This window comes from Streptomyces longwoodensis (assembly GCF_001514125.1).
In the GTDB taxonomy this organism is placed as follows: Bacteria; Actinomycetota; Actinomycetes; order Streptomycetales; family Streptomycetaceae; genus Streptomyces; species Streptomyces longwoodensis.
Genome location: NZ_KQ948560.1, coordinates 23,478 through 48,903 on the forward strand (window position 1 = coordinate 23,478; position 25,426 = coordinate 48,903).

At 72.2% G+C, this 25,426-nt stretch carries 36 protein-coding genes; 31 read left to right on the forward strand and 5 right to left on the reverse strand.

Annotated features, from left to right (window positions below):
* Positions 1–51: 51 nt before the first annotated feature.
* Positions 52–1,182 carry a dihydrofolate reductase family protein gene (locus AQJ30_RS27375; RefSeq protein WP_067239327.1) on the reverse strand — a complete coding sequence of 377 codons (1,131 nt, stop codon included), beginning with the start codon at positions 1,180–1,182 and terminating at the stop codon, positions 52–54.
* Between the two features lie 109 nt (positions 1,183–1,291).
* On the opposite strand from AQJ30_RS27375, the gene AQJ30_RS27380 reads away from it, so the two are divergent.
* From AQJ30_RS27380 to AQJ30_RS27390, 3 genes are all read left to right on the forward strand, one after another.
* Positions 1,292–1,807, forward strand: a complete 516-nt coding sequence (locus AQJ30_RS27380; RefSeq protein ID WP_067239329.1) for a MarR family winged helix-turn-helix transcriptional regulator — start codon at positions 1,292–1,294, stop codon at positions 1,805–1,807.
* 127 nt (positions 1,808–1,934) lie between these two features.
* Positions 1,935–2,579: a GTP cyclohydrolase II gene (locus AQJ30_RS27385; protein WP_067239331.1), complete on the forward strand. Its 645-nt coding sequence runs from the start codon at positions 1,935–1,937 to the stop codon at positions 2,577–2,579.
* A gap of 86 nt (positions 2,580–2,665) precedes the next feature.
* Positions 2,666–3,349 carry a class I SAM-dependent methyltransferase gene (locus AQJ30_RS27390; RefSeq protein ID WP_067239333.1) on the forward strand — a complete coding sequence of 228 codons (684 nt, stop codon included), beginning with the start codon at positions 2,666–2,668 and terminating at the stop codon, positions 3,347–3,349.
* A 337-nt stretch (positions 3,350–3,686) separates the two neighbouring features.
* On the opposite strand, the gene AQJ30_RS27395 is transcribed toward AQJ30_RS27390, so the two are convergent.
* The 3 genes from AQJ30_RS27395 to AQJ30_RS27405 all read right to left on the reverse strand — a co-directional run bounded on the left by AQJ30_RS27395 (position 3,687) and on the right by AQJ30_RS27405 (position 6,154).
* Positions 3,687–5,327 (reverse strand): site-specific integrase, encoded by a 1,641-nt coding sequence (locus tag AQJ30_RS27395; RefSeq protein ID WP_067239336.1) that lies wholly within the window; start codon positions 5,325–5,327, stop codon positions 3,687–3,689.
* A gap of 5 nt (positions 5,328–5,332) precedes the next feature.
* A complete protein-coding gene (locus AQJ30_RS27400) occupies positions 5,333–5,557 on the reverse strand; it encodes a hypothetical protein (RefSeq protein ID WP_067239338.1) in 225 nt (74 codons plus the stop codon).
* Between the two features lie 156 nt (positions 5,558–5,713).
* Entirely contained in the window at positions 5,714–6,154 is a 441-nt protein-coding gene (locus tag AQJ30_RS27405) for a hypothetical protein (RefSeq protein WP_067239340.1), read from the reverse strand.
* 356 nt (positions 6,155–6,510) lie between these two features.
* Between AQJ30_RS27405 and AQJ30_RS27410 the strand changes: the two genes are divergently transcribed.
* The 21 genes from AQJ30_RS27410 to AQJ30_RS27500 all read left to right on the forward strand — a co-directional run bounded on the left by AQJ30_RS27410 (position 6,511) and on the right by AQJ30_RS27500 (position 18,778).
* Positions 6,511–8,010 (forward strand): DUF927 domain-containing protein, encoded by a 1,500-nt coding sequence (locus AQJ30_RS27410; protein WP_079084333.1) that lies wholly within the window; start codon positions 6,511–6,513, stop codon positions 8,008–8,010.
* A gap of 326 nt (positions 8,011–8,336) precedes the next feature.
* On the forward strand, positions 8,337–9,941 hold the full coding sequence (locus AQJ30_RS27415; protein ID WP_067239344.1) for a DEAD/DEAH box helicase: 1,605 nt from the start codon (positions 8,337–8,339) through the stop codon (positions 9,939–9,941).
* A gap of 59 nt (positions 9,942–10,000) precedes the next feature.
* Positions 10,001–10,537, forward strand: coding sequence for a hypothetical protein (locus AQJ30_RS27420; RefSeq protein WP_067239346.1), 537 nt, complete (start codon positions 10,001–10,003; stop codon positions 10,535–10,537).
* 101 nt (positions 10,538–10,638) lie between these two features.
* Positions 10,639–11,040, forward strand: coding sequence for a DUF4326 domain-containing protein (locus AQJ30_RS27425; protein ID WP_067239347.1), 402 nt, complete (start codon positions 10,639–10,641; stop codon positions 11,038–11,040).
* Positions 11,037–11,363: a hypothetical protein gene (locus AQJ30_RS27430; protein ID WP_067239349.1), complete on the forward strand. Its 327-nt coding sequence runs from the start codon at positions 11,037–11,039 to the stop codon at positions 11,361–11,363. The genes AQJ30_RS27425 and AQJ30_RS27430 overlap by 4 nt, the downstream gene beginning before the upstream one ends.
* A 77-nt stretch (positions 11,364–11,440) precedes the next feature.
* A complete protein-coding gene (locus AQJ30_RS27435) occupies positions 11,441–11,773 on the forward strand; it encodes a hypothetical protein (RefSeq protein WP_067239351.1) in 333 nt (110 codons plus the stop codon).
* A gap of 25 nt (positions 11,774–11,798) precedes the next feature.
* Entirely contained in the window at positions 11,799–12,443 is a 645-nt protein-coding gene (locus AQJ30_RS39575; RefSeq protein WP_245727153.1) for a hypothetical protein, read from the forward strand.
* Positions 12,440–12,784 (forward strand): hypothetical protein, encoded by a 345-nt coding sequence (locus AQJ30_RS27445; protein WP_067239352.1) that lies wholly within the window; start codon positions 12,440–12,442, stop codon positions 12,782–12,784. The genes AQJ30_RS39575 and AQJ30_RS27445 overlap by 4 nt, the downstream gene beginning before the upstream one ends.
* The gene (locus AQJ30_RS27450; protein WP_067239354.1) at positions 12,781–13,158 is read left to right on the forward strand and encodes a hypothetical protein; all 378 of its coding nucleotides are present in this window, start codon (positions 12,781–12,783) and stop codon (positions 13,156–13,158) included. Before AQJ30_RS27445 ends, AQJ30_RS27450 begins: the two co-directional genes overlap by 4 nt.
* Before the next feature lie 11 nt (positions 13,159–13,169).
* Positions 13,170–13,769, forward strand: a complete 600-nt coding sequence (locus tag AQJ30_RS27455) for a hypothetical protein (protein WP_067239355.1) — start codon at positions 13,170–13,172, stop codon at positions 13,767–13,769.
* A gap of 49 nt (positions 13,770–13,818) precedes the next feature.
* Complete coding sequence (locus tag AQJ30_RS27460) at positions 13,819–14,028, forward strand: hypothetical protein (RefSeq protein WP_245727154.1); 210 nt, start codon at positions 13,819–13,821, stop codon at positions 14,026–14,028.
* 128 nt (positions 14,029–14,156) lie between these two features.
* Positions 14,157–14,708: a hypothetical protein gene (locus AQJ30_RS27465; RefSeq protein WP_067239359.1), complete on the forward strand. Its 552-nt coding sequence runs from the start codon at positions 14,157–14,159 to the stop codon at positions 14,706–14,708.
* The gene (locus tag AQJ30_RS27470) at positions 14,705–14,920 is read left to right on the forward strand and encodes a hypothetical protein (RefSeq protein WP_067239360.1); all 216 of its coding nucleotides are present in this window, start codon (positions 14,705–14,707) and stop codon (positions 14,918–14,920) included. Before AQJ30_RS27465 ends, AQJ30_RS27470 begins: the two co-directional genes overlap by 4 nt.
* Entirely contained in the window at positions 14,917–16,284 is a 1,368-nt protein-coding gene (locus AQJ30_RS27475) for a hypothetical protein (RefSeq protein WP_245727155.1), read from the forward strand. The genes AQJ30_RS27470 and AQJ30_RS27475 overlap by 4 nt, the downstream gene beginning before the upstream one ends.
* 22 nt (positions 16,285–16,306) lie before the next feature.
* Positions 16,307–16,453 (forward strand): hypothetical protein, encoded by a 147-nt coding sequence (locus AQJ30_RS38815; RefSeq protein ID WP_169808500.1) that lies wholly within the window; start codon positions 16,307–16,309, stop codon positions 16,451–16,453.
* A gap of 7 nt (positions 16,454–16,460) precedes the next feature.
* Positions 16,461–16,985: a hypothetical protein gene (locus tag AQJ30_RS27480; RefSeq protein WP_067239362.1), complete on the forward strand. Its 525-nt coding sequence runs from the start codon at positions 16,461–16,463 to the stop codon at positions 16,983–16,985.
* Positions 16,982–17,422, forward strand: coding sequence for a hypothetical protein (locus AQJ30_RS27485; protein WP_067239365.1), 441 nt, complete (start codon positions 16,982–16,984; stop codon positions 17,420–17,422). Before AQJ30_RS27480 ends, AQJ30_RS27485 begins: the two co-directional genes overlap by 4 nt.
* 78 nt (positions 17,423–17,500) lie before the next feature.
* Complete coding sequence (locus AQJ30_RS38530; protein WP_159052396.1) at positions 17,501–17,656, forward strand: hypothetical protein; 156 nt, start codon at positions 17,501–17,503, stop codon at positions 17,654–17,656.
* An 8-nt stretch (positions 17,657–17,664) separates the two neighbouring features.
* Positions 17,665–18,054, forward strand: a complete 390-nt coding sequence (locus AQJ30_RS27490; protein WP_159052397.1) for a DUF7736 domain-containing protein — start codon at positions 17,665–17,667, stop codon at positions 18,052–18,054.
* Between the two features lie 98 nt (positions 18,055–18,152).
* Positions 18,153–18,500 (forward strand): hypothetical protein, encoded by a 348-nt coding sequence (locus AQJ30_RS27495; RefSeq protein WP_067239368.1) that lies wholly within the window; start codon positions 18,153–18,155, stop codon positions 18,498–18,500.
* A gap of 41 nt (positions 18,501–18,541) precedes the next feature.
* Positions 18,542–18,778, forward strand: a complete 237-nt coding sequence (locus AQJ30_RS27500; protein WP_067239773.1) for a hypothetical protein — start codon at positions 18,542–18,544, stop codon at positions 18,776–18,778.
* Positions 18,779–18,953: 175 nt separating this feature from the next.
* Here the strand turns inward: AQJ30_RS27500 and AQJ30_RS38535 are convergent, their stop codons facing one another.
* On the reverse strand, positions 18,954–19,109 hold the full coding sequence (locus AQJ30_RS38535) for a hypothetical protein (protein WP_159052398.1): 156 nt from the start codon (positions 19,107–19,109) through the stop codon (positions 18,954–18,956).
* A 44-nt stretch (positions 19,110–19,153) separates the two neighbouring features.
* Between AQJ30_RS38535 and AQJ30_RS27505 the strand changes: the two genes are divergently transcribed.
* The 7 genes from AQJ30_RS27505 (at position 19,154) to AQJ30_RS27535 (ending at position 25,413) form a co-directional block, all read left to right on the forward strand.
* Positions 19,154–19,537 (forward strand): holin, encoded by a 384-nt coding sequence (locus AQJ30_RS27505; RefSeq protein ID WP_067239775.1) that lies wholly within the window; start codon positions 19,154–19,156, stop codon positions 19,535–19,537.
* The gene (locus AQJ30_RS38145) at positions 19,534–19,803 is read left to right on the forward strand and encodes a hypothetical protein (protein WP_067239370.1); all 270 of its coding nucleotides are present in this window, start codon (positions 19,534–19,536) and stop codon (positions 19,801–19,803) included. The genes AQJ30_RS27505 and AQJ30_RS38145 overlap by 4 nt, the downstream gene beginning before the upstream one ends.
* Positions 19,804–20,003: 200 nt before the next feature.
* Positions 20,004–20,450 carry a phage terminase small subunit gene (locus AQJ30_RS27515; RefSeq protein ID WP_067239371.1) on the forward strand — a complete coding sequence of 149 codons (447 nt, stop codon included), beginning with the start codon at positions 20,004–20,006 and terminating at the stop codon, positions 20,448–20,450.
* Positions 20,450–22,066 carry a terminase TerL endonuclease subunit gene (locus tag AQJ30_RS27520; protein ID WP_067239373.1) on the forward strand — a complete coding sequence of 539 codons (1,617 nt, stop codon included), beginning with the start codon at positions 20,450–20,452 and terminating at the stop codon, positions 22,064–22,066. The genes AQJ30_RS27515 and AQJ30_RS27520 overlap by 1 nt, the downstream gene beginning before the upstream one ends.
* A gap of 17 nt (positions 22,067–22,083) precedes the next feature.
* Complete coding sequence (locus AQJ30_RS27525) at positions 22,084–23,553, forward strand: phage portal protein (protein ID WP_159052399.1); 1,470 nt, start codon at positions 22,084–22,086, stop codon at positions 23,551–23,553.
* A complete protein-coding gene (locus AQJ30_RS27530) occupies positions 23,550–24,635 on the forward strand; it encodes a VG15 protein (protein ID WP_079084337.1) in 1,086 nt (361 codons plus the stop codon). Before AQJ30_RS27525 ends, AQJ30_RS27530 begins: the two co-directional genes overlap by 4 nt.
* 19 nt (positions 24,636–24,654) lie before the next feature.
* Positions 24,655–25,413 (forward strand): hypothetical protein, encoded by a 759-nt coding sequence (locus AQJ30_RS27535; RefSeq protein ID WP_067239377.1) that lies wholly within the window; start codon positions 24,655–24,657, stop codon positions 25,411–25,413.
* Positions 25,414–25,426 lie beyond the last annotated feature (13 nt).

Here is a 25,426-nt window from a genome sequence, read left to right on the forward strand (position 1 = left end):
CGGGACCAAAAGCGAAACGGTTGTCCAGGGCGCCCTGGACGGGCACCGCGCTCACCCCAGGAGGTGCCGGTTCGGCCCCTTGGCCCGCTCCTCGTACTCGGGCAGTACGACGACGTCGGCGCCGTGCGCCGCCAGCAGCCCGCTGCCGTCCGCCGCCTCGACGAAGGTGTCCGGCTCGCGCCAGGCCGTGACGACCCGGCGCACCCCCGCGTCGAGGATCAGCCGGGCGCAGGGCGCCGGGCGGGAGGCGCGGCGGGCGCACGGCTCGAGGCTGCTGTAGACGGTCGCGCCGGCCAGGCGGGGGTCGTCGGGGCCGAGCGTGGCCAGGGCGGCCTCCTCGGCGTGCACCACCGGGTCGCCGCCCTCGCGGGAGTGGCCGCGGGCCAGTTCGGTGCCGTCGGCGGCGACGACCACGGCGCCGACGCTGAACGCGGTGTCCGAGGGCGGGCACCGGTCGGCCAGGTCGCAGGCGAGGGCCAGCCAGCGGCGGTCGGCGGCGGAGGGGAGCGGGCCGGTGCCTGGGGCGGTGGGCTCGTAGCGCATGAGGACGACGTCCTCGATCCGCCGCGTCTCCACCAGCCGCAGCCGTCCGCCCTGGTAGGCGCCGGGGCCGAAGAGGCGGGGGGCGTCCGGGTCGCCGACGAACAGGGGCGCGAGGACGAGCTGGAGCTCGTCGGCGAGGCCCTGCTGGAGCAGCTGGGTGTGGATCGTGCCGCCGCCCTCGACCATGAGCCGGCGCACGCCCCGTACGTCGTGCAGGTGCTCCAGCGCGCGGCGCCAGTCCAGGCCGGGTCCGAGGGCGGCCACGTCGGCGGCGATCCCGGCGGCGCGGGCGCGGTCGGCGCCCCGGTCGGTGGTCAGCAGGAGCTTGTCGCCGCCCGTGTGCCAGAACCGTGCGACCGGGTCGAGGTCGCCGGAGGCGCTGACCGTCACCTTGAGCGGGTAGGCGGGCCGGCCGGCGGCGACCCGGGCGGCGCGGCGCTCCGCGGAGTTGACCAGCAGGCGCGGGTTGTCGGCGCGCAGGGTGCCGGCGCCGATGAGGATGGCGTCGACGGACGCGCGGACCTCGTCGACGCGGTCGAAGTCGGCCGGGCTGGACAGCAGGAGCCGCTCCGGGCCGGTGTCGTCGAGGAAGCCGTCGAGCGAGACGGCGGCCGACAGCAGGACGTACGGGTACGGCATGGGGCGCGCGCTCTCTCGTGGGACGGGCGGGACCGGCGGCGTGGCGCGACGGGGGGTCTCCCGGGACGACAGCCTTGGTTCAAATCTGAAGCAAACCTACACTGGTGGCATGACGACCCGCTGGCTCACCTCCGACGAGCAGCGTGCCTGGCGCGCCTACATGGCCGCCACCCTCCTGCTGGAGGACACGCTCGACCGGCAGCTCCAGCAGGACGCCGGCATGCCGCACCTGTACTACTCCCTCCTCGCCAACCTCTCCGAGGCGCCCGGACAGCGGCTGCGGATGACCGACCTCGCCGAGCGGTCGAAGATCACCCGCAGCCGGCTGACCTACGCGGTCGCCCGGCTGGAGAAGGACGGACTGGTGCGGCGCGAGCAGTGCCCGTCGGACAAGCGCGGCAGCGTGGCCGCCCTCACGGACGAGGGCATGGCGGTGCTGGAGCGCACCGCGCCGGGCCACGTCGAGACGGTCCGCGCGTCGCTGTTCGACCGGCTCAGCCCCGAGCAGGTGGGGCAGCTGGAGGAGATCTGTACGCGGATCGCGGGCGGACTGGTGGACGGCACGCAGGACGGGGGCGGCCCGGAGGACCTGCCGTGGAAGCGGCGCTCGACGCCCTGTGCGTGAGCGCGGCGGGACGGACCGGAAGCCCGTTGCTTCAAACTTCAAGCACAGGTAGGGTCGGGCTCCGAGGATCTGCTTCAAATCTGAAGCAGCAGGAGGGCGGCACGCCGCCCAGGACCCGGAGAACCGCATGCCCGCTGACCTCACCGCCGCCACGCCGCGCTCCCGCGTCCGGGTCCCGCTGCGCTTCCACGACGGTTACGCCGTCGACGCCGACCTCGTCACCTTCGACGGCCTCGTCGACGGCCGGGAGCACATCGCCGTCGTCCTCGGCGATCCCGCCCCCGGCGGCACGCCCCTGGTCCGGCTGCACTCCGAGTGCCTGACCGGGGACGTCTTCGGCTCGGCCCGCTGCGACTGCGGCCCGCAGCTGCGCGAGGCCGTGGAGCGCACAGCCGAGCGCGGCGGCGTGCTGCTCTACCTGCGCCAGGAGGGCCGGGGCATCGGCCTCTACAACAAGCTCGACGCCTACGCCCTCCAGGACCAGGGCCTGGACACCTACGAGGCGAACGCCGCCCTCGGCCTGCCCGAGGACGCCCGCGACTACACGGCCGCCGCCCAGATGCTCCGCGCCCTCGGCGTCACCCGCCTGGACCTGCTCTCCAACAACCCCGACAAGGCCGAGCAGCTGCGCGCGCTGGACATCGACGTGCACGACCGCGTCCCGACCGGCGTGTTCACCACCCCGCACAACGTCCGCTACCTGCGTGCCAAGGTGCTGCAGACCAGCCACACGCTGCCCCTCGGCGACCTGACGGACCTGCACGCGGGCTGAGCGGGCTGAGCGGGCTGGGCCCCCGGCCGGCGCCGCCCGGTCCGGCCCGGCGTACGGACCCCGGGGTCGGGGGTAAGCACTCGGGCGTGACGAACCCGCCTCCCCCGCAGCAGAATCCGGCCGCCCCGGCGACCCGCCGCAGCTACGACACCGTCGCCGAGCGCTACGCCGCCGACATCGGCGCCGAACTCCCCGGCAAGCCCCTCGACCGCGCCCTCCTGGACGCCTTCGCCGAAGTCACCCGGCACGGCCCGGTGGCCGACGTCGGCTGCGGCCCGGGCCACGCGACGGCCCACCTCGCGGACCGGGGCGTGGCGGTGACGGGCCTCGACCTCTCCCCCGGGATGTGCGCCGTGGCCCGCCGCGGCACCGGGCTGCCCCTCGCCGTGGGCGACATGACCGCCCTGCCGCTGCGCTCCGGCAGCCTCACGGGGCTGCTGTGCTGGTACGCGCTCATCCACCTCGACCCGCCCCGACGGGCCGCCGCCTACGCGGAGTTCGCCCGCGTCCTGCGCCCCGGCGGCCACGCCCTGCTGGCCTTCCACACCAGCACCGCCGACGCCCGTCCCGGCGAGTCCGCCCACTTCAGCGACTGGTGGGACCACCCGGTGGACCTCACCTTCCACTTCCTGGACCCGGCCACCGAGACGGCGTCCCTCACGGACGCGGGCCTCACGGTCACGGCCCACCTCGACCGGGCCGCGTACCCCGGGGTCGAGCACCCGAGCAGACGGTCGTACCTGCTGGTGCGGCGGGACGGCGAGGGGTAGCGGGGCCGGACCCCGGGAACACCGCGCCCCGGTCCGGGAATCCCCGGACCGGGGCGGTGTCGTAGGCCGTGTGGGACTCGAACCCACAACCAATGGATTAAAAGTCTGCTGAGCGCTCATGGCGCCTCGTACCGCGCTGTACCGCCGGGCATCGCGTCGTGCCGTAACACCCAGCTCAGGGGCCGAGTCTCGCCCGCTGAGCAATCCCGCTCACCTTGTCTCGTACCGCCTCGTACCGCACCGCAATGCGACTTCCGGGCCAGCACGGGGCCAGCAAGAAGGGCCCCCGACCCGCAGGTCAGAGGCCCTTGCCTGAGTCTCCAGTCTACGCCCGTACCTACCCGCTGTCAGTGCTGCGCCGTACCGTGGCTTCACCAGTATCCGCATGCTGCTGCGGGCTGCCAGGCCCCTGCTCCGGGACAGCGTCCTGAGCGGGGGCCTGCCGCGTTCCTCGCCGGGCCCGCGGTACCGCCGCGGCCGCGCGCTCCGTCAGGTCCTGCTCGTACTCCTGGAAGAGCGACATGTAGGTGTCGGCCGTCAGCACGATCGTGGAGTGCCGCAGCTTCTTGCTGGCGTCGTCGATGTCGCCGCCGCCGGCCTTCACGAGCGCGGCCGCGCCGTGCCGGAGGTCCCGCAGGTTGATGGGCGGCAGGCCGGCCGCCGCCACGATCCGCTTGAACTCCTTGCTGACCGCGTCGGGGTGCAGCCAGCTGCCGTCCTCGGCGGCGAACACCTTGCCGGTGTCCACCCACGTCTTCCCGGCTCGCAGCCGGGCGGCGCGCTCGGCGTCCTGGCGTGCCCGGTGTTCGCGCAGCACCGCGACGGTCTCGCGGTCCAGCATCACCGCCGACATGCTGCTGTCGGTCTTCGGGACCGTCTCGATGGGGGTCCAGCCGTCCACCACGATCTCCGTGAGGACGTCGATCCGCGGCGGGTTGATGTCCAGGTGGACGTTCGCCCAGTCGGCGCCGACCCCCTCGCCCCGGCGCAGGCCGTGGTGAGCGACCAGGTGGTAGAAGGCGTACAGCCTGCTGTCCTCCGCCGCGTCGAGGAAGGCGCCGAGTTGCTCCGGGCTCCAGACCATGACCGGGCTCGGTACGGCCCCAGTGTCACGCCAGCGGGCGACGCGCTCGGCGGTCCACAGCAGCCCCTTGGGCCGCGCGCCAGAGCCGAGCTCGACGTGCGCCGCGGCGTTGAAAGTGATCAGCTGCTCGGCGATGGCCTTGTTCAGCGCCGCCCGGAGCGTACGGCGGATCGCGTGCCTGGTGGCCACCCCGTTCGTCTTCCGGTACGGCTTCATCTCGGCGAGCTTCGCCCGCTCGGCGGTCAGGCGATCGCGCGCCTTGGCCGGCGGCCGCCCGGGCATCGTCCACTTGGCGCGCGCTTCCTGTTCGCGGCGGGCGGCGTTCTCGGCCCTGATGACGTCGCTCTCGTCGGCGATCGCGTCGAACATGCTCTGCACATGCCCGACGGTGAGGCGGTCGAGCCGCAGGTGGCCGAGGTGCGGCTTCAGGTGGACGCGGATGTGCGAGCCGTAGCCGGCGTTCGTCGTCGTCCGGGTCTTCTTCGTGGCCATCCAGCGGTCGAGCCACTCGGCCACGGTCATCTTGCCGTCGAGCGGCACGCCGACGCCCAGTCGGCGCTGCACCTCGGAAGTCTCGGGGATGTCCGCGCGGCGCCGGGCGATGTCGGCGAGTAGATCGCCCACGCGTCGCTGCTCGTCCGGGTCATCGCCAGCGAGATCGAGGATGGCCTGCAGGCGGGACAGGTCGCCCTGGGCCTCCGCGACGCTGCCGTACCCGGTGCGTCGGAACGTTCTGCGCTTCCCCTCAGCGTCCGGCGGGAGCTCCTGGCGGATCCCCGGGGCGCCGTGGTTCTTGCGCTTGAGCTTGGGGCAGGCGGCCCCGAGCAGTTTGCCGTCGGTGCCGCGGCACTCGCAGCGTCGGTAGATACTCCCTGCGCGGCGGGCTGACGGCATCGTGCTTACTCCTCTCGCTCCTCGTCGGGCGGCTTCTCAGTGTCGCCCAGCCGAAGCAGGCCGACCCCCAAAACAAACCGCATGGTCGCATTGAGGGCTTCCACGATCTGCTCGGGCGTAGCCGTCGGGCAGATGGCCCACCCTAGGCCGTGGCCATTTTTGACCGGTACCACCACCTGTTCTCCTGGTACGCGCTCGTCGAAGAAGAACCACGAAGTCTGCGACTCCACCAGCCTCCCCCATCCCTCGCTCACATGTTCGAGTCACCACATAGACCAGCGCCTTCGAGTCCATCTGGTGCCCGGCAATGATCGCACCACCCATCTCAGATATCTACAGGCAGCTCGGCACCCTCACCCAGGGTGATGCATAGGTGAGCGCATGCGTTACTGATCACCGGGATGCGTCGGGGGGGTCATGGAGTCGATCAGGCTAAGCAGCAGATCGCGCTGGTCAGGACGTAGGGAGTCCAGCTTCCTTACGTAAGCGACCGATTCCCCCGTTCCTGAGCGAAGGGGGTCCACGCCATGGAACTGCGCGCCGGCGGCATCCTGGATGCGCTCGATAGGCAGGCGAGTGGCCGCCTGGAGCGCTGCCAGCTCCTCATACACGGGTGGCGTGATCTTGTCCCCGCGCTCGAGGCGGTAGATCCAGCCACGTGTGACGCGTACGCCGCTGACTGGATCCACCGCACGGGCGGAGAAGGTGTCCAGCGACTCGCCGAGCTCGGCGCGGCGCGTGCGAATGAGGTCCGCTAGCTGGGTCCTCTGTTCAGGACCACTCACCATCTCACCTGAGCCTCTGTCCATAGCAGCCATGCTGCTCATCCTGCCACTCCTGTGCTGTGTGTGAATCATGGACCGTTCAGGGGGTTGCGACGTCATCCCGACGTACGGGCAGGTCAGTTGCGGCGTTCATTCAACACGCCGAACAAAGTGTTCAGCATGTCGGGGGTCCCTCGCTAGGTAGCACGGAGTCATTGGCCGGTTACCGACGTGCGCCCCCGTTCATTCGACGTACTGGACTTTCTGTTCAACCCATGAAATGCTCTCGCTCACGTTCAACGAGTCGAACGTTCTGGTCTATGAGGTAAATGTGAGCAACGAGAACAGCGCACCCCCGACCCTGTACGCCGTCCACAGCCCCGAACGTCTGAAGCTCCTGATGGAGCGCACCGGCACCGGTGAACCGATCACCAGCCGCGAACTTGCCACCGCCGCGGGCGTCGCCCACGGAGACCGCGAAGCGCGGCCGCAAGCTGATCGAGACGCTGGGCTCGGCCGGGCTCCCGGCGGTCGAGGGCGACGCCCGGGCGGTCGAGCGGTGGCTGGCCGAGTTCGAGGCCGCCAACGTCGGCCGCATCCCGTCCGAGCAGCTGGCCCGCTGGCTGGGCTGGCAGGACGACGGCACGTTCGTCAGCTCCCCCGAGGACGGCATCAAGGTCGACGTCCCCTTCGAGGAGCAGCGCGGCCCGGCACGTGCGCACGCCAGGAAGGGCGGGCTGGACGGCTGGCGAGAGACCATCAGCCAGCTGGCCGATTTCCCGGTGCCGCGCGTGGCCGTCGCGGCCGCGCTCGCCGCCCCGCTGCTCAAGCCGCTCGGCCTGAACAGCTTCACGCTGGACATCTCCAGCCGGTCCACCAAGGGCAAGACGACCGCGCTCCAGTGCGCGCTCTCCGTGTGGGCCGACCCGTCCGAGCACGCCTCCGCGATGAGCAACTGGCGCACCACGCTGTACGCGATCGAGAAGCGGCTGAACCTGGTCCGGGGCATCGTCACCGTCTTCGACGAGACGATGGCCGTCACCGACGACACCCTCATCGATGAGGTGCTGTACCAGCTCCCGATGAACCACGGGAAGGCCCGCAGCGGCGGCGCATTCGGCAACATGCTGCCCTGGGAGACCATCCTCCTGTCCTCCGGCGAGCGGCCGGCCCTGTCCTTCACGACCAGCCAGGGCGCCGCCGCCCGCATCCTCGGCACCACGATCGCCCCCTTCGGCGACGGAGGTGGCGCGACGGCGGCCGCCGTCCGCGAGGGCGTCCTGGCCCACCACGGGCACGCCGGGCCGGAGTTCATCCAGTACATCCTCAGCGGCCTGGCGCAGCCGAACGGGCGGGACAGGCTCAAGGAACACCACCGCACGCTGGTAGACGAGTTCCGCGGCTCCGGCGACATGACCCAGCGGCGCGCGCCGATGGTCGCCGTCCTCGCGCTCGCCGAGCTCCTCGCTTGCCGCATCGGGCTGCTGCCCTACGAGCCTCTCGGACACGATGTCTGGCGAGGGCTGTTCACCGCCCACAACCCCACCGACAAGCGGCCCGACATGGCGCTGGACGTCGTACGGGAGTACGTGGCAGGCCACGCGCACGAGCTTTTCAGCGTCACCCGCGCGGCCATGCACGAGAAGCCCCCGTACTCCGGCTGGCTCGGCGTCCTGTCGACCAAGGACGGCGTCACCGAGGTGGCGCTGCTGCCGGAGCGCGTCCGCAAGATCCTGGCGGACGCGGACTACTCGCTGGACGCCGTGGTCGGCAGCTGGGTCGACGACGGCTACCTGAAGACGCTGAAGAGCCAGCGCCCGGCGCACCTGGTGCCCCGCCGCTTCGACGGCGTCCGGGCCAAGTGCCTCGCCTTCACCCCGGAGGGCATGCCCTTCGGCGACGACGAGGTGGCGGCATGAGGCCCGCCACCGGGGTGGTACGCACCGAGTGCGTACCACCAAGTCCCACCAGTCACCGCAGGTCAGACGCGTATCAGGTGCCCCTCGGGGGGCGGTACGCAGTCGCCCGGAAATGGCACCCCTCAGGCGTGGGCGTGCGCGTGCGGGCGGGCGTGCGTGCGCACACACATCGACCTGTGTCTGTTCCTGCGTACCTGCGTACCACTCCCTCTAGTCCGAGAGATAACAGCAGGTCAGAGGCACTTTCACCCCGGTACGCAGCCGGTACGCAGCCGGTACGCAGCGCGTACCGCCTTCTCCTCACACCCACTGAATCGAGGTGACCCATGTCCTTCACCCCCCGGCCGTACCAGGTCGAGGCCATCGAGGCGCTGCGCAAGGGGTGGGCCGACGGCCAGAACCGTCTGGCCGTCGTCCTGCCCACCGGCGCCGGCAAGACCGTGGTCTTCTCCCACCTGGCCCACCAGATGCTCGACAGCCTCGGCGGCCGCCGCGCCCTCGTCATCGCCCACCGCGAAGAGCTCATCGAGCAGGCCGCTTCCAAGCTGCTGGCGGTCGACCCGATGCTGCGGGTCGGCATCGTCAAGGCCCAGCGCGACGACCACGCCGACGCCGACGTGATCGTCGCCAGCGTCCAGACCCTCGCCGTGGCCAAGCGGCGCGAGGCCATCCGCGATATCGGCCTGATCATCGTGGACGAGTGCCACCACGCGGCCGCCCGCACCTACATGGAGGTGCTGCGCCACTTCGGCGCCTGGGACGGCGTCCCGACGGCCGGCTTCACCGCCACGATGACCCGCGAGGACGGCGGCCTGGCCGAGGTCTGGCAGGACGTCGTGTACCGGCTCGACATCCTCGACATGATCAGCGACGGCTACCTGTGCGACGTCCGCGGCATGTCCATCAAGGTCGACACCCTCGACCTCAACAAGGTACGCACCCGCGGCGGCGACCTAGTCGAGGGACAGCTGGGCAAGGCCCTCGAAGACTCCGGCGCCCTGGACGCGATCGCCAAGGCGTACGCCGAGCACGCTGCCGACCGGCCGGGAGTCGTCTTCACCCCGACCGTGGCCACCGCCCAGCAGGCCGCCGCATCGCTGCGCGCCGTCGGCATCACGGCCGCCCCGGTCTGGGGCGACATGGGCCGGGACGAGCGGCGCGCGACTCTCGCCCGCTACGAGGCCGGCGAGGTGCAGGTGCTCACCAACTGCATGGTCCTGACCGAGGGGTTCGACGCCCCGCACACCAGCTGCATCGTCGTCGCCCGCCCCACCAAGAGCGCTGGCCTGTACGTGCAGATGGTCGGCCGCGGCCTGCGCCCGGCGCCCGGGAAGCAGAACGCGCTGCTCCTGGACGTCATGGGCGCCGCGTCCCGCCACCGGCTCGCCAGCATGGTCGACCTGACCGAGCGGGAGATCGGCGAGGCCCAGGCAGGCAAGAGCCTGAAGCAGGTCGCCGAGGAGCACGCGGCCGCCGAGAAGCGGCGCGCGCTCGCCGCCCGGGTCGAGGCCGAGGAGATCAACCTCTTCGGCTCGTCCGCGATCCGGTGGCTGCGCACCGAGGACGGCACGTGGTTCATCCGCCTGACCGGCGCGATGTTCCTTTTCCTGCAGCGCGACCCCGGGACCCGGCTGTACCGGATGCGCCGCTGGACGCAGGCCGACGGCGTGCACCCACCGAAGGACGACGTGGCCCGGCCGCTGCCGGAGGCCCTGGCGTGGCTGGAGCAGCAGGCGAAGGTGCTGGCGCCGTCCGCGTTCGTCGTGCGCCAGGCCCGGTGGCGGTCCGGCAAGCCGAGCCCGAAGCAGTTGGGCCTGTGCCGTCGCCTCGGCATCCGCGTGCCGACCGGCAGCACCGCCGGCGACGTCGCCGACCTCATCGACCAGGACCGCGTGAGCCGCGTCCTGGCCCAGCTGATCACCGCCGCGTAGCGGTCCGGGCCTGTCGCTATCAGGCCCGGACCTCCACCCATCACATCACGGAGGAACCGATGACCGACCTCAGCCCCGCCTCGCAGAAGCTCTTGCGAGAGATCGCCAAGTACGACACCGGCGCCGGCGTCCTGTTCCGGCACGCCCCCCGCGGCCGGTACTCGCACCCGAACACCCTGATGACCTACAACATGCGCACCTTCTGGCCGCTCACCGGCCTTGGCCTGGTGGACGACGGCGGCAATGACTCCGCGCCGGTGCGCATCACCGAGGCCGGCCAGAAGCTGGCCGCCGAGCTGGAGGAGCAGCACAAGACGCAGCAGGCCGCGAAGAAGGCCCGGCCGAAGCCGTCCGCCGACGGCGCGACCGCCCTGCGCCTCCTCCGGGAGATCGCCAAGCACGACGGTTCGCTGATCTACGACGACGGCCTGCGCCGCGTCTGGCGAGTCGCCTCCCGCGACGGACACCGAGCGTCCATCGGCATCTGGGTGGCGCTGGAGAAGGCCGGCTACATCCGCACCGAACGCGTCTCCAGTATCGGCGGCCAGCGGGTGTCCATCACCGACGCCGGGCGGCAGCGCATCGCTCCCGCCTGACCAGCCGCCAACCACACCCCCCACCAACACCACCACCGGCCAACGATCCGATCCGGATACCCCAGCCCCCGCGCGCACTACCGAGAGGACCCCCGGACCACATGACACCCCGACAGATCGCCCTCGACACCGAGCCCCGCCGGCTCCAGCGGCGCCGCACCAAGGGCTGGCGCGCACCCGCCAGCGCCGTGTACGTCGGCCGCGGCTCCCGCTGGGGCAACCCCTTCATGCTCGCCCCGGCCGCGTCGCAACGGGGCGGCCTGCTGGACATGTGGGCTGTCGAGTACAAGGGCCGAAAGCTCGGTCGCTGGGATGACAGTGCTGCCGCGCGTGCCGACGCCGTGGACCGCTACAGCCGGTGGATTCGCGAGACCGGGCAGGCTGATCTCGTCGCCCAGGCGCGCCGCGAGCTGGCGGGCCGGGACCTCATGTGCTGGTGCAAGACAACGGACCCGTGCCACGCCGACGTGCTGCTGCGCCTGGCCAACGGAGGACGAGCATGACCACCCATCACGTCGTCATGTGGTCCGGCGGCATCACCAGCTGGGCCACCGCCCGCCACGTCATCGCCGAACACGGCACGGCCAGCACCACGTGGGTGCGGCTGCTGGAGGTGTTCCCGGAGCGGTACGCCCGCGCTGAGGCTGCCGAGGCCAAGATGCGGCGCCTGCTCGGCAAGGACGTGTCGATCCTCCGCGACCGGCGCGGCGGGGCGACGAAGCCGCTCACCCTGGCAGCCCTCCGCCGGCGCATCGAGGAGCAGCCCGACCAGCTGGACCTGTTCGACGAGGGCGGCTGCGGCTGCTTCACCGAGCTGGCCGCGTGAGTCACAGGACGGCCCGGCGCGCTGATATCGCGCCGGGCCGGCACCCCGACCATCCCACACCACCCAGGAGCCAGACCATGACCGACCAGCCCCGCCGCCGCCCGCGCGCCGCCAGCGCCTTTCAGGCCCGCGGTGCCGCAGCTGAACAGGCCGCCGCCGTCGCCGCAGCGATCCGCGCGGAATGCGACGCCATCGACACCGCCACCACCGACCCGGACATCCGGGCAGCGACCGCCCGCATCCGCACCACCCTCACCGACGGCCCTCCTGCCGTCCCCTGCACCGCCACCGAACCCGACCCGAAGGGGGGCGCTCCCTACACGTGCTCCCTCGTCACCAAGCACGCCGAGCACGTGCACTTCGACGAGCAACGCCGAGTGCACTGGCTCCCCGACGCTCCGTCTGCCTGACCAGCCACCCGGAACGGAGAACCCGATGACCGACCGCAACTTCCGCCCCCGCTGCGGCAACGACCCGCGCGCCCAGCTCACCGACGGCGACCGCCAGGCCGTCGCCGACTTCCGGGCGTACCTCGCAGACCGGGCCGCGCTCCGCGACCGCATCGCCGAGGCGCTCCACCAGGACCAGACGCCGCCGCCCACCGTGTCGTGGGCGGACGAACAGCCGCTGGACCGTGAGATCTTCCTGCGCCGCGCCGACGTCGTGTTGGCGGTGCTGCCCGCGCCCACCGACCGGGCCACCGTCCTGCGGGAAGCCATCGACGTGGCCCGCGAGGAAGGCCACCGCCTCGAAGAGGTAGCAGGCATCGAAGCCGCGCGAGGCGCGCGCAGCGTGGCCTGCCTGCTGCGCAAGCTGCTCGGGAAAGTGCCAGTCCAGCGATCCGCAGACCAGGCCTATGGCCCCCGGACCTTCCACCTTCAGCGCGACCACGACGTCTCTGGCGTGTCCGGCACCGGCCGGGTCGCCGACGGAGTCCTCTGGCCCGACGGCACGGTGAGCATCCGCTGGCGCGGTAACCGGCCCTCCACCGTGCACTGGGACCGCCTGGGCGACGCGGAAGCCATCCACGGCCACCAGGGCGCCACCCGCATCGTGTGGGACGCCGAGGTGCAGCCGTGAGGCGCGCGGCCGCGGCCCTGCTGCCGCTCCTCTACGCGGCGGGCTCTCTCTTCCTCGCCCACGGTGCGACCCGCAGCTGGCAGCAGGACCGCACCGCGGAAGCCGCCGCGCTCGGCGCCTGCGCCCTGCTTCTGGTCGCCGCCCTCGTCGCCCGCCACCGGCACCAAGCCGAGGCGTACGACCTCCGCGCCGAACTGGAGCGCGCCGCCCGGCCGCCCCTGCCCCGCCGACGCCTCAGCGCGGACGAGATCACCACCGCGCTCTCCGCCGCCTGCTGCGAACGCTGGTGGACGTCGGCCGGCGCCGAGCACGACCACTCAGGGAAGGACCAGAACGCATGAGCCGGAAGCAGCACATCGTCGTGGAGCCCGAGCCCGGTGGCTGCGACCAGCATCCGACGGCCGGACGCGTCGGCCGGTACTGCCTGGGGTGCGTGCTCATCCCGGGACCGCTGACCGAGCCGGTGGAAGCCGCGCTCGCGGGCGAGGCATCCACGAAGCCACCGCGTCCCTCCGTCGACACGATCACCAGCGACGAGCTGGACTCTCTGTACGACCAGATGCGCGCCGCCGTCAGGGCGCTCGGCCGCCTGCAAGCGCTCGCCTACCGGTGGGAGCACCGCGACGCGGCGGACCTGCCCTACGCACGGAGCCTCCGGGCGGCGATCGCCGGACCCGGCCCCGACCAGCCTGACTACGAGGCAAGCCACCAGTGAACACCTGCGACATGTGCGGCAACGCGGCCAGCGGCTACCTGTGCAACCGGCACAAGGACAAGCTGGCCGCGAGGCTGCGTGAACTCCCCACCCTCTACCGCGAGGTGATCGAGTGTCTCGTACCCCGGCGGACTGGGTGGGGAGACATCGTGGCCTCCCACGCGGCGGCCGGCCCCCGCTCCCCCATCAACGAGGACGTCATCGACACAGTGAACTGGGCCCGTGCGACAGAGGTGATCCACTCTTGGCGGGCTGACGTCCGCCGGGTGCGTTGGCCTCACCGTGAAGGCACCCCACCCGCGCGTTTGGACGACGACTGCCGCTGGCTGGCCCAGGAGCTGGACTGGATCGTGATGCAGTATCCGGCCGCCGGCGACCTCGCGCGTGAGGTCGCCGAGCTGAACAGCGCCGTGCGTTCCGTCGTCGGCGACCCGGAGCCGCGGCCGCAGCGCATCGGGTACTGCGTGGCACTGGTCGGTGAAGGCATCGTCTGCGGCGCCGTCATCTCGCGCATGCCGGGTGAGACCCGGCTGACGTGCGGGTGGTGCGGCACGGTCTACGGACCCGAGGACTACCTGACTCTTCGCCACTTCCAGCCGGACGCGGCTTGATGTCACACGGGGGGTTGTGCATAACCCCCCGTGTGATAGCCTCGGAGAGGTGGAAACGCCCCCATGGCGGGACCGCCTCCGCGCGGAGGATGAGCTGCTGGAACAGCTCGAAACCCAAGCGGAAGCGGCTCGCAGACGAAGAGCGGCCGCCCTGAAGGACGGGGCCGAGGAACTGGGCAGCGTGTACGCGCTGGCGAAGCTTCTCGGCCTCAGCTGGACGGCGGTCGCGAACGCGATCAAGAAGTACACAACCGAATAAGGCGAGGGCCGGACAGCAGCTCGCCAGGTGCTGGAACACCTGGCGGCGCGCGCGCCATCCGACCCTCTACGCACCCGGAGCGCAGCCACGCCCCGGGCACTTGATCACGAGAGAGAGCGAACCTCCTCATGACCCAGCGGAACCCTATCGCCCACCGCCCGCGGGCGATCACCCCTGCCGTCGCTGAGCTGCACCGCCTCGCCCGCGAGGACTTCGCCAAGGGCGAGCAGCAACGCGCCGCCGCACGCCTGGCGCGGTACACCCCGAGCGCCACGGCCGCCCCCATCCCGCCGGCCACCGAGCCCAGCGACCTCGACGTCGCCATCAGCGTCGCCCAGCAGCTGCTCGACAGCGACCAGGTCCTCTCGCTCCGCGAGGCCCTGCGCCTGCTCCTCCGCGCCCTTGACGCCGAACCGCGCGCCGTCCAGCCCCCGGCGGCGCCGCACACCCCTGTCGGCCCCGGCTGCGGCGCCCCGGCCACCGTCCGCTACGAGGGCTACAGCCCCCGTGACGGACTCGCGCACGGCAGCCTCGACCTCGCCGTCTACGCCTGCGACGACCACGCCGGGCAGGCCCGTACCGAGTGGATCGGCGACCTGCTGGCGTACCGCACGACGACGGCCGGATCGCGCTGCGGCGAACGGTTCGACTTCACCACCCTCCGGGGTGAGCACCGGTGACCGCCTACGACCCGCTGTTCGACCCGAACAGGGCGCCCACCACACCAGCCAGCCTCGACGTCGAGCTCGCCGTCACCCGGCAGATCCTCGAAGAGACCGCCGGCCTGAACATCCACGACGACCACGACATGCGGTCCGCGGCGTTCGCGCTGAACTGCCGTATCCGTAGCCTGATGGCCGCGATCGAGGCGGAGCGAGGTGAGCGCCGGTGACCGCCCGCGACCTCATCGTCTGGACGCAGGCCCACCCGCTCACGTCCCTCGCCGCCAGCCTGGCCGCTCTCGTCGCCGCGGTCGTCCTCGCCCGTACCGGCCGCCGCGCGGTCCGCCGGGCGCCGGCCGCTGTCATCGTGGCCTCGCTCGCCGCCGCGGCCTGCACCGCCTACAGCGCAGACACCTCGTGGCGGTTCGCCGCCGACTACCTCGGCATGGCCTCGCCCGGCGAGCGCGCGGTGATGTTCGCCGCCGCCGAGCTGGCCCTGTTCGCATGCGCGCTGATGGCCCGCCAGAACCTGCGCACCCAGGGCGCCCCGGGCACGCCCGGCCTGCTGGTGTGGGTCATCACCGGGGTGCAGGTCATCCCCGCGTACTCGGAGTCCGGGCCGGTCGGCGGAACCGTGCGGGCGGTCGTCGGCCCCATCCTGGCCGCGCTGCTGTGGCACCTGGCCATGGGGATCGAGCTGCGCCACCGCCAGCCGGACGCCGAGTCCGCGAGCCTGCCCGCCCTGCTCGCCCGCGAACTGCGGGAGCGGCTGCTGTCCCGGCTCGGCCTCGCCGTCCGCGACCGCACCGCCGAGCAGATCAGCCGCGACCGCGCCACCGTGCGGGCCGTCGCCCTGGCCGCGAAGCTCGCCACGATGAAGCCCGGCGCCCGCGGCCGAGCCCGCGTCGAGCGACGCCTGTCCGTGGCCGTCGGCAAGGCGCAGGCCGGCGCGAGCACGGAGCAGCGAGCCAAGCTCCTCGACCTGCTCGCCGCCCGCCGTCACGCCACGGCGCTGGCCACGATCGACCTGCCCTCGCCGTGGCAGGACGAGGTCGAGGTGACCGTCGAGCGGGTGCCCGAGGAGCGGCCGCAGCTTCCGCCGGCCCGGCCGCCGGTGGTGCCCGCGGGGGTGCGGCTGCTGCCGATCGTGACCCGGCCCGCGCCCGTCGAGCCGCGCGAGCCCGCACCGGTGGTCATCCCGTCGCTCGACGACGCGGTGTTCTGGCTCCCCTCATGGCGCCGGGACCTGACCGGCAAGATGCCCGTCCAGCCGACCCCCGAAGCGGTCACCCCGGCCGATGGCGAGCGGTCACCCGAGCCCCCGGCCGTCCCCTTCGGCGAGCTGGCCCCCGCGGCCCTCGTCCCGGCCGCCGCCGTGCCTGCGGAGACGGTGAGGGAGGTAGTCACCGAGGTGGTCACCCTCACCCCGGGTGAGCTGCTGAAACGAGCCCGCCGCCTCAACCGGCAGCAGGAGACGACGACCGGCCGCCCCGTGACCATCGACAAGCTGCGCACCGAGTTCAACCTGTCCCGCCGCGAGGCCACCGAGCTGCGCCGCCAGGTGGTCACCCCAAGCCGAGGGGAGCGGTCATGAAGCCCCCCGCGCTCGGTGCCGCGTGATCCTCGCCGCGTTCTTCGCCGGATCCGCTCTGGTCGCCCTCCTCGGGCTGTGCGCCGTCGCGCTCCACGACGTCCCCCGGATCACCGGGACCGTCGCGTTCATCGTCACCCTCGCCGCGCTCGGCGTGGCCGTCCTCCGATAGGACCCGCATGACCCCGCTCAACATCCCGGCGTACAGCATCGTCACCCTCGGCGGCGTCGTCGTCGGCCTCGGCCTGTTCCTCTGGGACGCCTCCCGCTGGTGGGCCGACCACCCGAAGAAGCGCCTCAGCCTCAAGGCCCTGCGCAAGCTCGCCCCGACCCTCCTGTGCGTCTCCTACGGCACGCTGCTCATCCTGTCCGCCGGCGGCCTCCTCGGCGCCGCCGCGGACTGGTCCCTGTGGGGCAGCAACCAGCTCGGCGAGGGCCTCCTCGTCTACGGCGTCGGCGGCACCGCGCCGAACGTCACCCGCACCGCGCACCTCGTCCTCACCCCGGGCGGGCACGCGGTCGTCATCCTCGCCACGGTCGTCCTGGTCGCCGTGGCGTCCCGGCGCGGCTTCCGCTGGGACTTCGTCCGGCCGACCCTCGCCGGGGTGAGCCTGGGCCTCGCCAAGAGCGTCGCGGGCCTCGCCGGGCTGATCCTCGCCCCGGGCGTGTCCACCCTCGGCGACCTCGTGACGGGCCTGCTGTGAAGGCGGAAGCGGCCGCCGCGGGCCGCCGCCTGTGCCGGGGGACCTGGCGCCAACTGGAGGCGTGGGGCCGGTGGCTGTCCGGCGAGACGCACGCCGACCGGGCGGGCCTGGTCCGTCTCGGCGTGATCCTGGCCCGGTTCGCGGGGTCCGTGCTCGCCGCCCTCTTCTACGCGCTGCTGCTCCAGCGGGTGCCCGGCGGGATCTACGCGCTGCCGGTGGTGTGGGCGATCGGCGCATGGCAGATGTCCGATACGTCCGCCACTCCCCCACCGCCCTCGGCTCGCCCCTCCTGCCGCGAATGCGCAGGTCACGAGCTTGTGAACGTGACCCCTCTCGAAGGCCAGAAGGGGATGTTGATCTACACGTCCGCTGAGTCCGAGGAGTCCAACAAGACCCACGTACACATCGTGCGCACCGCCGACGAGACACACACCTGAGACCCCGGAGCGGCCGCCATCCGCCAAGACGTCCGGCCGCCCCGGTCCCTATCCCACGAAGAGACAGGACCACCCATCATGCCCAAGTTTCGCCGTACCGGGTCCATGGCCGACCTCGCCGCCACGATGACCCCCGAGGAGAAGACGAAGCACGAGACGACGTACCAGGCGTCGCGCGGCGGCTGGCACAAGCCCGCCGAGAAGCCCGTCCCCGGCACACCGAAGAAGGGATGATGGCCGCCATGAGCGAGCCCCGCACCTTCCCCCTCGCCGACCTCCTCAGCGTTACCACCCCCGCGCTGCTGTCCCGGCGCGGCATGGAAGGACTCGGCGACCTCCTCGCCCACATGACCGGCGAGACCCTCGCGCCCTGGCAGTTCCTCCGGGCGGCCGATGAGTGCGCCGCAGCGCTGTGCGACCAGCACCCGTTCCTCCGCGACCTCCAGCCGCCGAAGGGCGTGGACAAGGCGGACCTGTACGCCTGGCTCGTGGAAGCTGAGCGCGCCCACGGCGGGCTGATCAGGGTGGTCCGTCTCGCTGATTGGCAGCACCAGGACCCGGGCGTCGAGCTGCTCGACAGGATCGACCTGGCCCGGATGCGCACCATCGACAGGGAGCAGCCGAAGGGCTGACGCCCTGCCACACTGGAGTCTGCGCGCCGGGTATCGCCCGGCAGTTGGCCCCGCCGACCCCCCGTGTCGGCGGGGCCTTCGCACACGAGGAGGACGCCATGCCCAGCCTGGACGAACTGTGTCAGACGTCGACCGGTCTCCTGGCCGCCAGCGTGCTAGCCCCGTACGCGCCGCTCCTCGCGATGGCGGCCGAGACAGAGGCCCAGCTGCACCGCTACCTCGCCCGCGCGGCCGCGCTCGGCGCCAGCGAGACTCAAGCCGAGGAAGTGCTGGAGCAGGTCACGGCCAAGGCCGAGCAGCTGCAGCGAGCAGGGGCCGACGTCACCCCCGCGGACATCGCTGATGAGGCGTGGCGCTGCCTCGTCCTGCACACCGGGGGTTTGCCGTACTTGCCGTTCATGGCGTACGCCGAGGGCCTGTTGCACCGCGACACTGCGGAGGGATGACGCCGCACAGGTCCTGGCCGCGCTGAAGCATCATGGACAGCATGGAGTCGCAGATCATCCGGCCCGGCCACCTCACCGCCCACCAGGCCGCGCGCGTCCTCGGCGTCAGCCTGGTGGGCCTCCGCAGCATCGTCCATCGCGGCCAGCTGCAGCGCGCCGGCGGCACCCCGCGACAGCCCTGGTACCGCGTCACCGACGTCGCCGACCTCGCCGCCAAGCGCGCCGCGCGGAAGGCCGTCATGAAGGTCCCCATCAGCGGTCGCTACGAGGCCGCTTGACCGCAGGTCACACCGGGTGCAACGATCTCGGTGTACAGCTGTGCCCGCAGACCGGCACCCAGACACACAACGAGCCCCCTCCGCGACCTGGCCCGAGGGGGCTTCGTCGTGCAAGCGGCGGGTGCCTGCAAGGGACGTGCGACCTGCACCCCGTCTTCCCCCGCCCCGCCTGTTTTCAGGGCCGCTGCCGCACCATCACCGCAGCTAGGACACCGAGAACAAGTGCTGCACCCGCGATGACTCCGGGCCACCAGGTGATCAGTCGGCAGCCGATCAGCAGGACCAGGCCCGCCACCACGATGCCGAGGGAAGCGTCCGGCTTCCGTCCCATCTTCACCACCCCCAAGGCGCGCACGGTACCGAGTGGAGGTGACCATGGCCAGGCGCCGAGCCCTCACCGTCTGCTCCGTCTCCGGCTGCCCCGAGCTCACACCCGCCGGCCGATGCGCACAGCACCGGCAGCAGGCCGAGCAGCAGCGCGGCACCGCACGCCAGCGCGGCTACGACAGCGACCACGAGCAGCGCTTCCGCCGGCCCGTCCTGCAGCGCGACCCGACGTGCGTCTGCACCGACGAGCGCCACGGCCACGGCAGCCCGTGCGGCCAGCCCTCGAAGCACGCCGACCACCACCCGCTGGACCGCCGGGCCCTGACCGCTGCCGGCCTCGACCCCAACGACCCGCGGCACGGGCGCGGCCTGTGCGGCCCGTGCCACAGCAGGAGCACCGCACGCGAGCAGCCCGGAGGATGGAACCGATGACCACACGCGTCCTCGCAACGATCACGCAAGCGGACATCGAGAGGCACCGCGAAGCACTGTGCGAGTGGGCGAGGGCCAACGGCATCGAGCCGCGGGACATCGCCGCAGCCCCAGGGCTGACCGTGGAGCAGGTCGGGGAGCGCACGGTGATCGTCTACTGGGAGTTCCAGCGGTCCGCCGGCGCGCTGTGGGTCCGGCGGGCCGCTCGCCTCCGGGTGCCGCTGCCGGCGCTGGGTGATCACTCCAAAGATCACCCGGAGTCATAGTCATTGTCACTCTGCGTCATGATCACCCCGGGGGGCGCCCCAAGATCAACGATCTTGAAGGACCGCCGGGGAGGTGCCTCGCTGTGCGTACGGGTCTGGGAGGTCCCGCCGGCCGCCCGCCAGGTCACCGAACGTAGTCCCGCCCGAGCCGCGACGGCCGGGCACGAGGCGCCGCGACGGCGCGATCGGGAGGTAGACCCATGGCTGGTACTGGACCGGTGCCGAACCCGCAGCGTCGGCGCCGCAACGAGGACCCGGTGCCCGGCACCGTGCTGCCGGCGGACGGCTACACCGGGCCGTCCCCGGACCTGCCGGGTGGCCACGACTACGACACCCGGACCCTGTCCTGGTACGAGACCTGGCGGTACTCGCCGCAGGCTGCCACCTTCCTCGCGACGGACTGGCAGCGGCTCCACATGCTCGCCCAGCTGGTCGAGCAGTACTGGCAGGAGCCGAAGAAGGAGCTGCTCTCGGAGATCCGGCTGAACGAGGCCGCCATCGGCGGCACCGCGGCGGACCGGATGCGGCTGCGCTGGTCGCTCGGGCAGGCCGAGGTCGGCAAGGGCGCGGCCCGGGCCGCCGAGAGGGCGGCAGCGCGCCGCGGCGACGACCCGCGGCGCCGGCTCCGGGCGGTCGGTGAGGAGTAGTGCGCACCCCGGGCGTCCGGAGGTCGCTCGGCTACGCACTCGCGGACTGGATCGAGTACTACCTGGTCCACGGCCCCGGCGACGTCCAGGGCCAGGAGATCGAGCTGGACGAGGAGATCCTCCGGTTCATCGTCTGCTGCTACGCGATCGACGCGAGCGGCCGGCGCCGCTTCGACGAGGTCCTGCTGTCCCGCGCGAAGGGCCGGGCCAAGTCCGAGGTCGCCGGGATGCTGGTGGTGGCCGAGGCTCTGGCCCCGGTCCGCTTCGACCACTGGGCGGAGCCGGGCGAGATCTCGGACTGGGGCTACGAGTACGAGACCGGGGAGCCCGTCGGGGCCCCGGTCACGTACCCGTTCATCCGGTGCCTGGCCACGGAGGAGACGCAGGCCGGCAACACGTACGCCAACGTCACCTACATGCTCAGCCACAGCGAGCACCTGGCCGAGGACTACCCGGGCGTCGACATCGGCAACGACTGGCAGAGCAGCACGCGCGTCTTCCTGCCGGACGGCGGCGAGATCCGCCCCTCCACGGCCAGCTCGGCGGCGAAGGACGGCGGCAAGGAGTCGTTCTCGGTAGCGGACGAGACGCACCTGTACGTGCTGCCCGAGCTGCGGGACATGTACGAGACCGTCGAGCGGAACACGATGAAGCGGAAGGCCGCGGAGCCGTGGTTCCTGCAGACGTCGACCATGTACGCCATCGGTGAGGACTCCATCGCCGAGCGCACGCACCGCAACCACAAGGCGGGCAAGGCGCCGCGGCTGTACTTCGACCACGTCCAGGCCCCGGAGCGCCTCCTGGAGGACGCCGCCTACGAGGACCCTGGCGAGCTGAAGCGCGGCCTGATGCAGGCGTACGGCCCGTTCGCGGCCCACATGGACCTGGACCGCATGGTCACGATGGCCCACAAGCCCACCCAGGACCGAGCCAAGTTCCGGCGGTACTTCCTCAACCTGCCGGTCAGCCTCAGCGAGACGTGGCTGGCCCGGCACCTGTGGGAACGATGCGCGCTGCCCCAACTCGTCGAGCCGGGCGAGCGGATCACGGTCGGATTCGACGGCTCCGACCATGACGACTGCACGGCCATCACCTGCTGCCGCGTCAGCGACGGCTACGTGTTCACGCCGACGTTCCCGGACGGCCGGCCGATGATCTGGACGAAGTGGGACGACGGCGACCCGGACAGCTGGCGGGTCCCGCGCGCCGAGGTCCGGGCCGGCATGTCGCACGTGTTCGCGACGTACAAGGTCGAGCGGGCCTACGGCGACCCGCCCGACTGGCGCGACGAGTGCGACGACTGGGCGGCCGAGTTCGGCGAGGAGACCTTCCTCATCTTCGAGACCCGTGTGGCCACCCGCATGTGCCCGGCCCTGGACCGGATGAAGACGGCCACCCTCGCCGGCGAGCTGACCCACGACGGCAACGCGACGATGGCCGAGCACGTCGGCAACGCCAAGCCCGAGCGGCGCCCCTCGGGCATCGCGATCACGAAGCCCAGCCAGGACCGGAAGATCGACTCCGCTGTCACCGCGGCGCTCGCCCTGGAGGCGCGCGCGGACGTCCTGAAGCTCGCCGCCAGCGCGGTGTCGAACTCGGTCAGTGGCTACGGATAGGAGGTGTGTCCGTGGGCGTGTCCGCGCAGGAAGCCATCCGGATCACGAACGTGCTGTGCCAGGAACTGGACCGACGCCAGGCGGCCATCACCCTGTGGAACGACATCTACAAGGGCAAGCAGAACCTCGGGTTCGCCAGCGAACGTTTCCGGGCCGCCTTCGGTGGGTTGTTCCAGGACTTCGCGGACAACTGGTCGGAGGTGGTGTGCGACGCGCCCGCCGAACGGCTGACCCCGGTCGGTTTCCGGTTCGGCACCGGCGACGAGAAGGACCCGCCCGCCGCCGACAAGGACGCGCAACGGATCTGGCAGGCGTCGTCCATGGACGCCTGGTCGCGGGTGGCGCACGTCGAGGCGTCGGTGAAGTCCCGGGCGTTCGTGCTGGTGTGGGCGGCCGACCCGGACGCCGACGAGGTCGAGCCGGAGATCACCGTCGAGGACGCCACCCAGTGCATCGTCGCCTACGCGCCGGGCAGCCGGCGCAAGCGGGTCGCGGCGCTGAAGCGGTTCGACGGGGAGGACGGCTACGAGTACGCCACCCTCTACCTGCCGGACGAGCTGTGGAAGTGGCGCCGTCCGACGAGCCGGTCCGGGCTCGTCCTGCCGTCGTCGCTGGTGCTGTCCGGGTGGCAGCCGCGCGGCGACGCCCCCGAGCAGCAGCGCATCGACAACCCCCTGAAGCGGGTGCCGATGGTGGAGCTCCGCAACCGGCCCCGGCTCACCGACGACCCGTCGCCCGAACACCGGCAGGTCATCCCGATCCAGGGCGCCCTGAACAAGCTGATCGCCGACATGCTCACCGCGTCGGAAGCGGGTGCCTTCCCGGCGCGCTGGGGCACGGGCATCGACCTGCCCAAGGACCCGCTGACCGGACAGGAGATCGACGATCCGGAGCTGTGGCGGCTCGCCGTCAACAAGATGCTCAGGGCGAGCAACCCGGCAGCGAAGTTCGGCAACTTCGAGGCCGCCGACCTGGCGAACTTCGTCGCCGGGATCACGCTGCTGACCGAGCACATCTCCGCGCTCAGCCGGACCCCGCCGACGTACTTCATGGGGAAGGTGCAGAACGTCTCCGCCGACGCCCTGACCGCCGCCGAGGCGGGCCTGGCCTCGAAGTGCCGCGACAAGACCATGTTCTACGGCGAGGACTGGGAAGAGGCCATGCGGCTCGCTTTCCTGGTCAAGGGCGACGACAAGCGCGGCAACAACCCGCTGGCCGAGACGATCTGGCGGGACGTCGAGTACCGCACCGAGGCCCAGCACATCGACGCGGTGCTGAAGAAGAAGGCTTTGGGCGTGCCGTGGCGGCAGCTGATGGAGGACGCCGGCTACACGCCCACCCAGATCGACCGCATGGAGCGGATGCTGGAGCAGGACGCCGACCGGGCGGCCCGCGCGCTCGCTTTCGCCACGCCGGGCGAGGGCCTCGACGGCACCGACGGCCAGAGCGACTCGGGGGCGGAGGCTGACGCGGAGCTGGTGCCGTGAGCCAGCAGACGCAGGCCCTGGCGCTCGCGCACTACGCGCGCCTGCGGACGCTGTCGCAGCGCGCGGTGGCCCGGGTGGAGACGGTGTGGCGGCGCATCGACCGGGCCGACATCAGCCGGTCCTGGGCCGAGGTCGCGCCGCTGCTGATGTCCGCGGTCATGGAGGCCCAGGAGCAGGCGGCGCAGCTCGCCGATCCGTACGTCGCGGCTGTCGCGGCCGCGGAGGGCGACGAGTCCGCGGCGGCCGGCAGGGTCACCGCCCGGGCGTTCTCCGGGATCGCCTCGGACGGGCGCCCGCTGCTGTCGCTGCTGTACCAGCCGGTCATCGACTGGAAGGTCCGGATGGCGGCCGGGCAGAGCGTGGATGCCGCGTTCCGCGGGTCCCTGGCGAGCGCACTGAGGATAACGGCCACGCAGGTCGCCGACGCCGGCCGTGGGGCGACGGGCGTGGCGATGGCGGGCCGGCGGACGATTCAGGGCTACGTGCGGGTGGTGCAGCCCCCGGCGTGCGGGCGGTGCATCATCCTCGCCGGGCGCGAGTACGGCTGGAACCGTGGCTTCCAGCGGCACCCCAAGTGCGACTGCATCCACCTGCCCACCACGCTCATCGCCCGCGACCAAGGCCGGGGCCGCGGGCGCCTCGATGGCGACCGCTTCACCCCGACCACCCGCCCCGGCAGCGCGCCCGGGTTCATCGACCCGCGCGCCTACTTCGACGGCCTGTCCCGCGCCGAGCAAGAGCGGGTGTTCGGCGCGGCGGGCGCCCGGGCGATCCGCGAGGGCGCCGACATGGCCCAGGTGGTCAACGCCCGCCGCGGCATGACGACCATGTCCGCCTACGGCCGGCGCGTGCTGGCCACCACCGAGGGCGCCACTCGGCGCGGCAGCTTCTACCGGCTGGAGCGCGAGCGGACCGAGGCGCAGACCGGCATCCGCTTCGCCCGCGACCGCACCGAGGCCCGGCGTGGCTTTCCGCGCTTCGAGCTGCGCACGCCCCGGCTGATGCCGGAGGAGATCTACCGGCTGGCCGAGAGCCGGGACGAGGCGATCCGCATGCTGCGGCGCTTCGGCTACCTGCAATGACCCACCCGCGTGCGGCGCGATGCCGCTCGCCAACCCCCTGGAGAGCGCGATGCTCAAGAACGCCCGTACCCGCCTGCTGGCCGCCGCCATGGGCAGCACCTGGTCGCATCCGTACGCCGACCCGTTCACGTGCTACGCCGACGGCGGCAGCGGCGACGGGGACGGTGGGCAGGACGACGGCGGAGACGGGGACAGCGACGCCGACGAAGACGGCAGCGACGACGACTCCGACGACGCTGACGGCGACGACGGTAAGGACGACGACCAGGACGCCGAGAAGCTGGGCGAGAAGGGCGTCAAGGCCCTGCGCGAGCTTCGCCGCGAGAACCGGCGCCTGAAGGCGCAGCTGCGCCAGCAGGGCGACGGCGGCGACTCGAAGCGGAAGGCGTCCACCAAGGACGGCGACGACGACCAGGACGACGCCGAGACGCTACGCGAGCGCGCCCGCGAGGAAGCTCGCGCGGAGGTGTGGACGGAGCGGGTCGAAGCGGCGGCGATCGCCGCGGCGGCCGGCCGTCTGGCCAACCCGTCCCGCGTCGCGCAGCTGCTCGGCGAGGACCTGGCCGACGTCCCCAAGGACGCCAAGGGCCGTCCCGACAAGGACGCGATCACCGAGCTGATCGACGAACTGCTGGAGACCGACCCCTACCTGGCCGCGCCCGCGACGGGCGGCACCGGCCGGCGGTTCCAGGGCGACGCCGACGGCGGCGCCCGCAAGAAGACGAAGAAGGCCGCAGCCAGCCTCGACGAGGCCATCGCAGCCAAGCTCGCCGGGTAAGACCGGCGGCTGA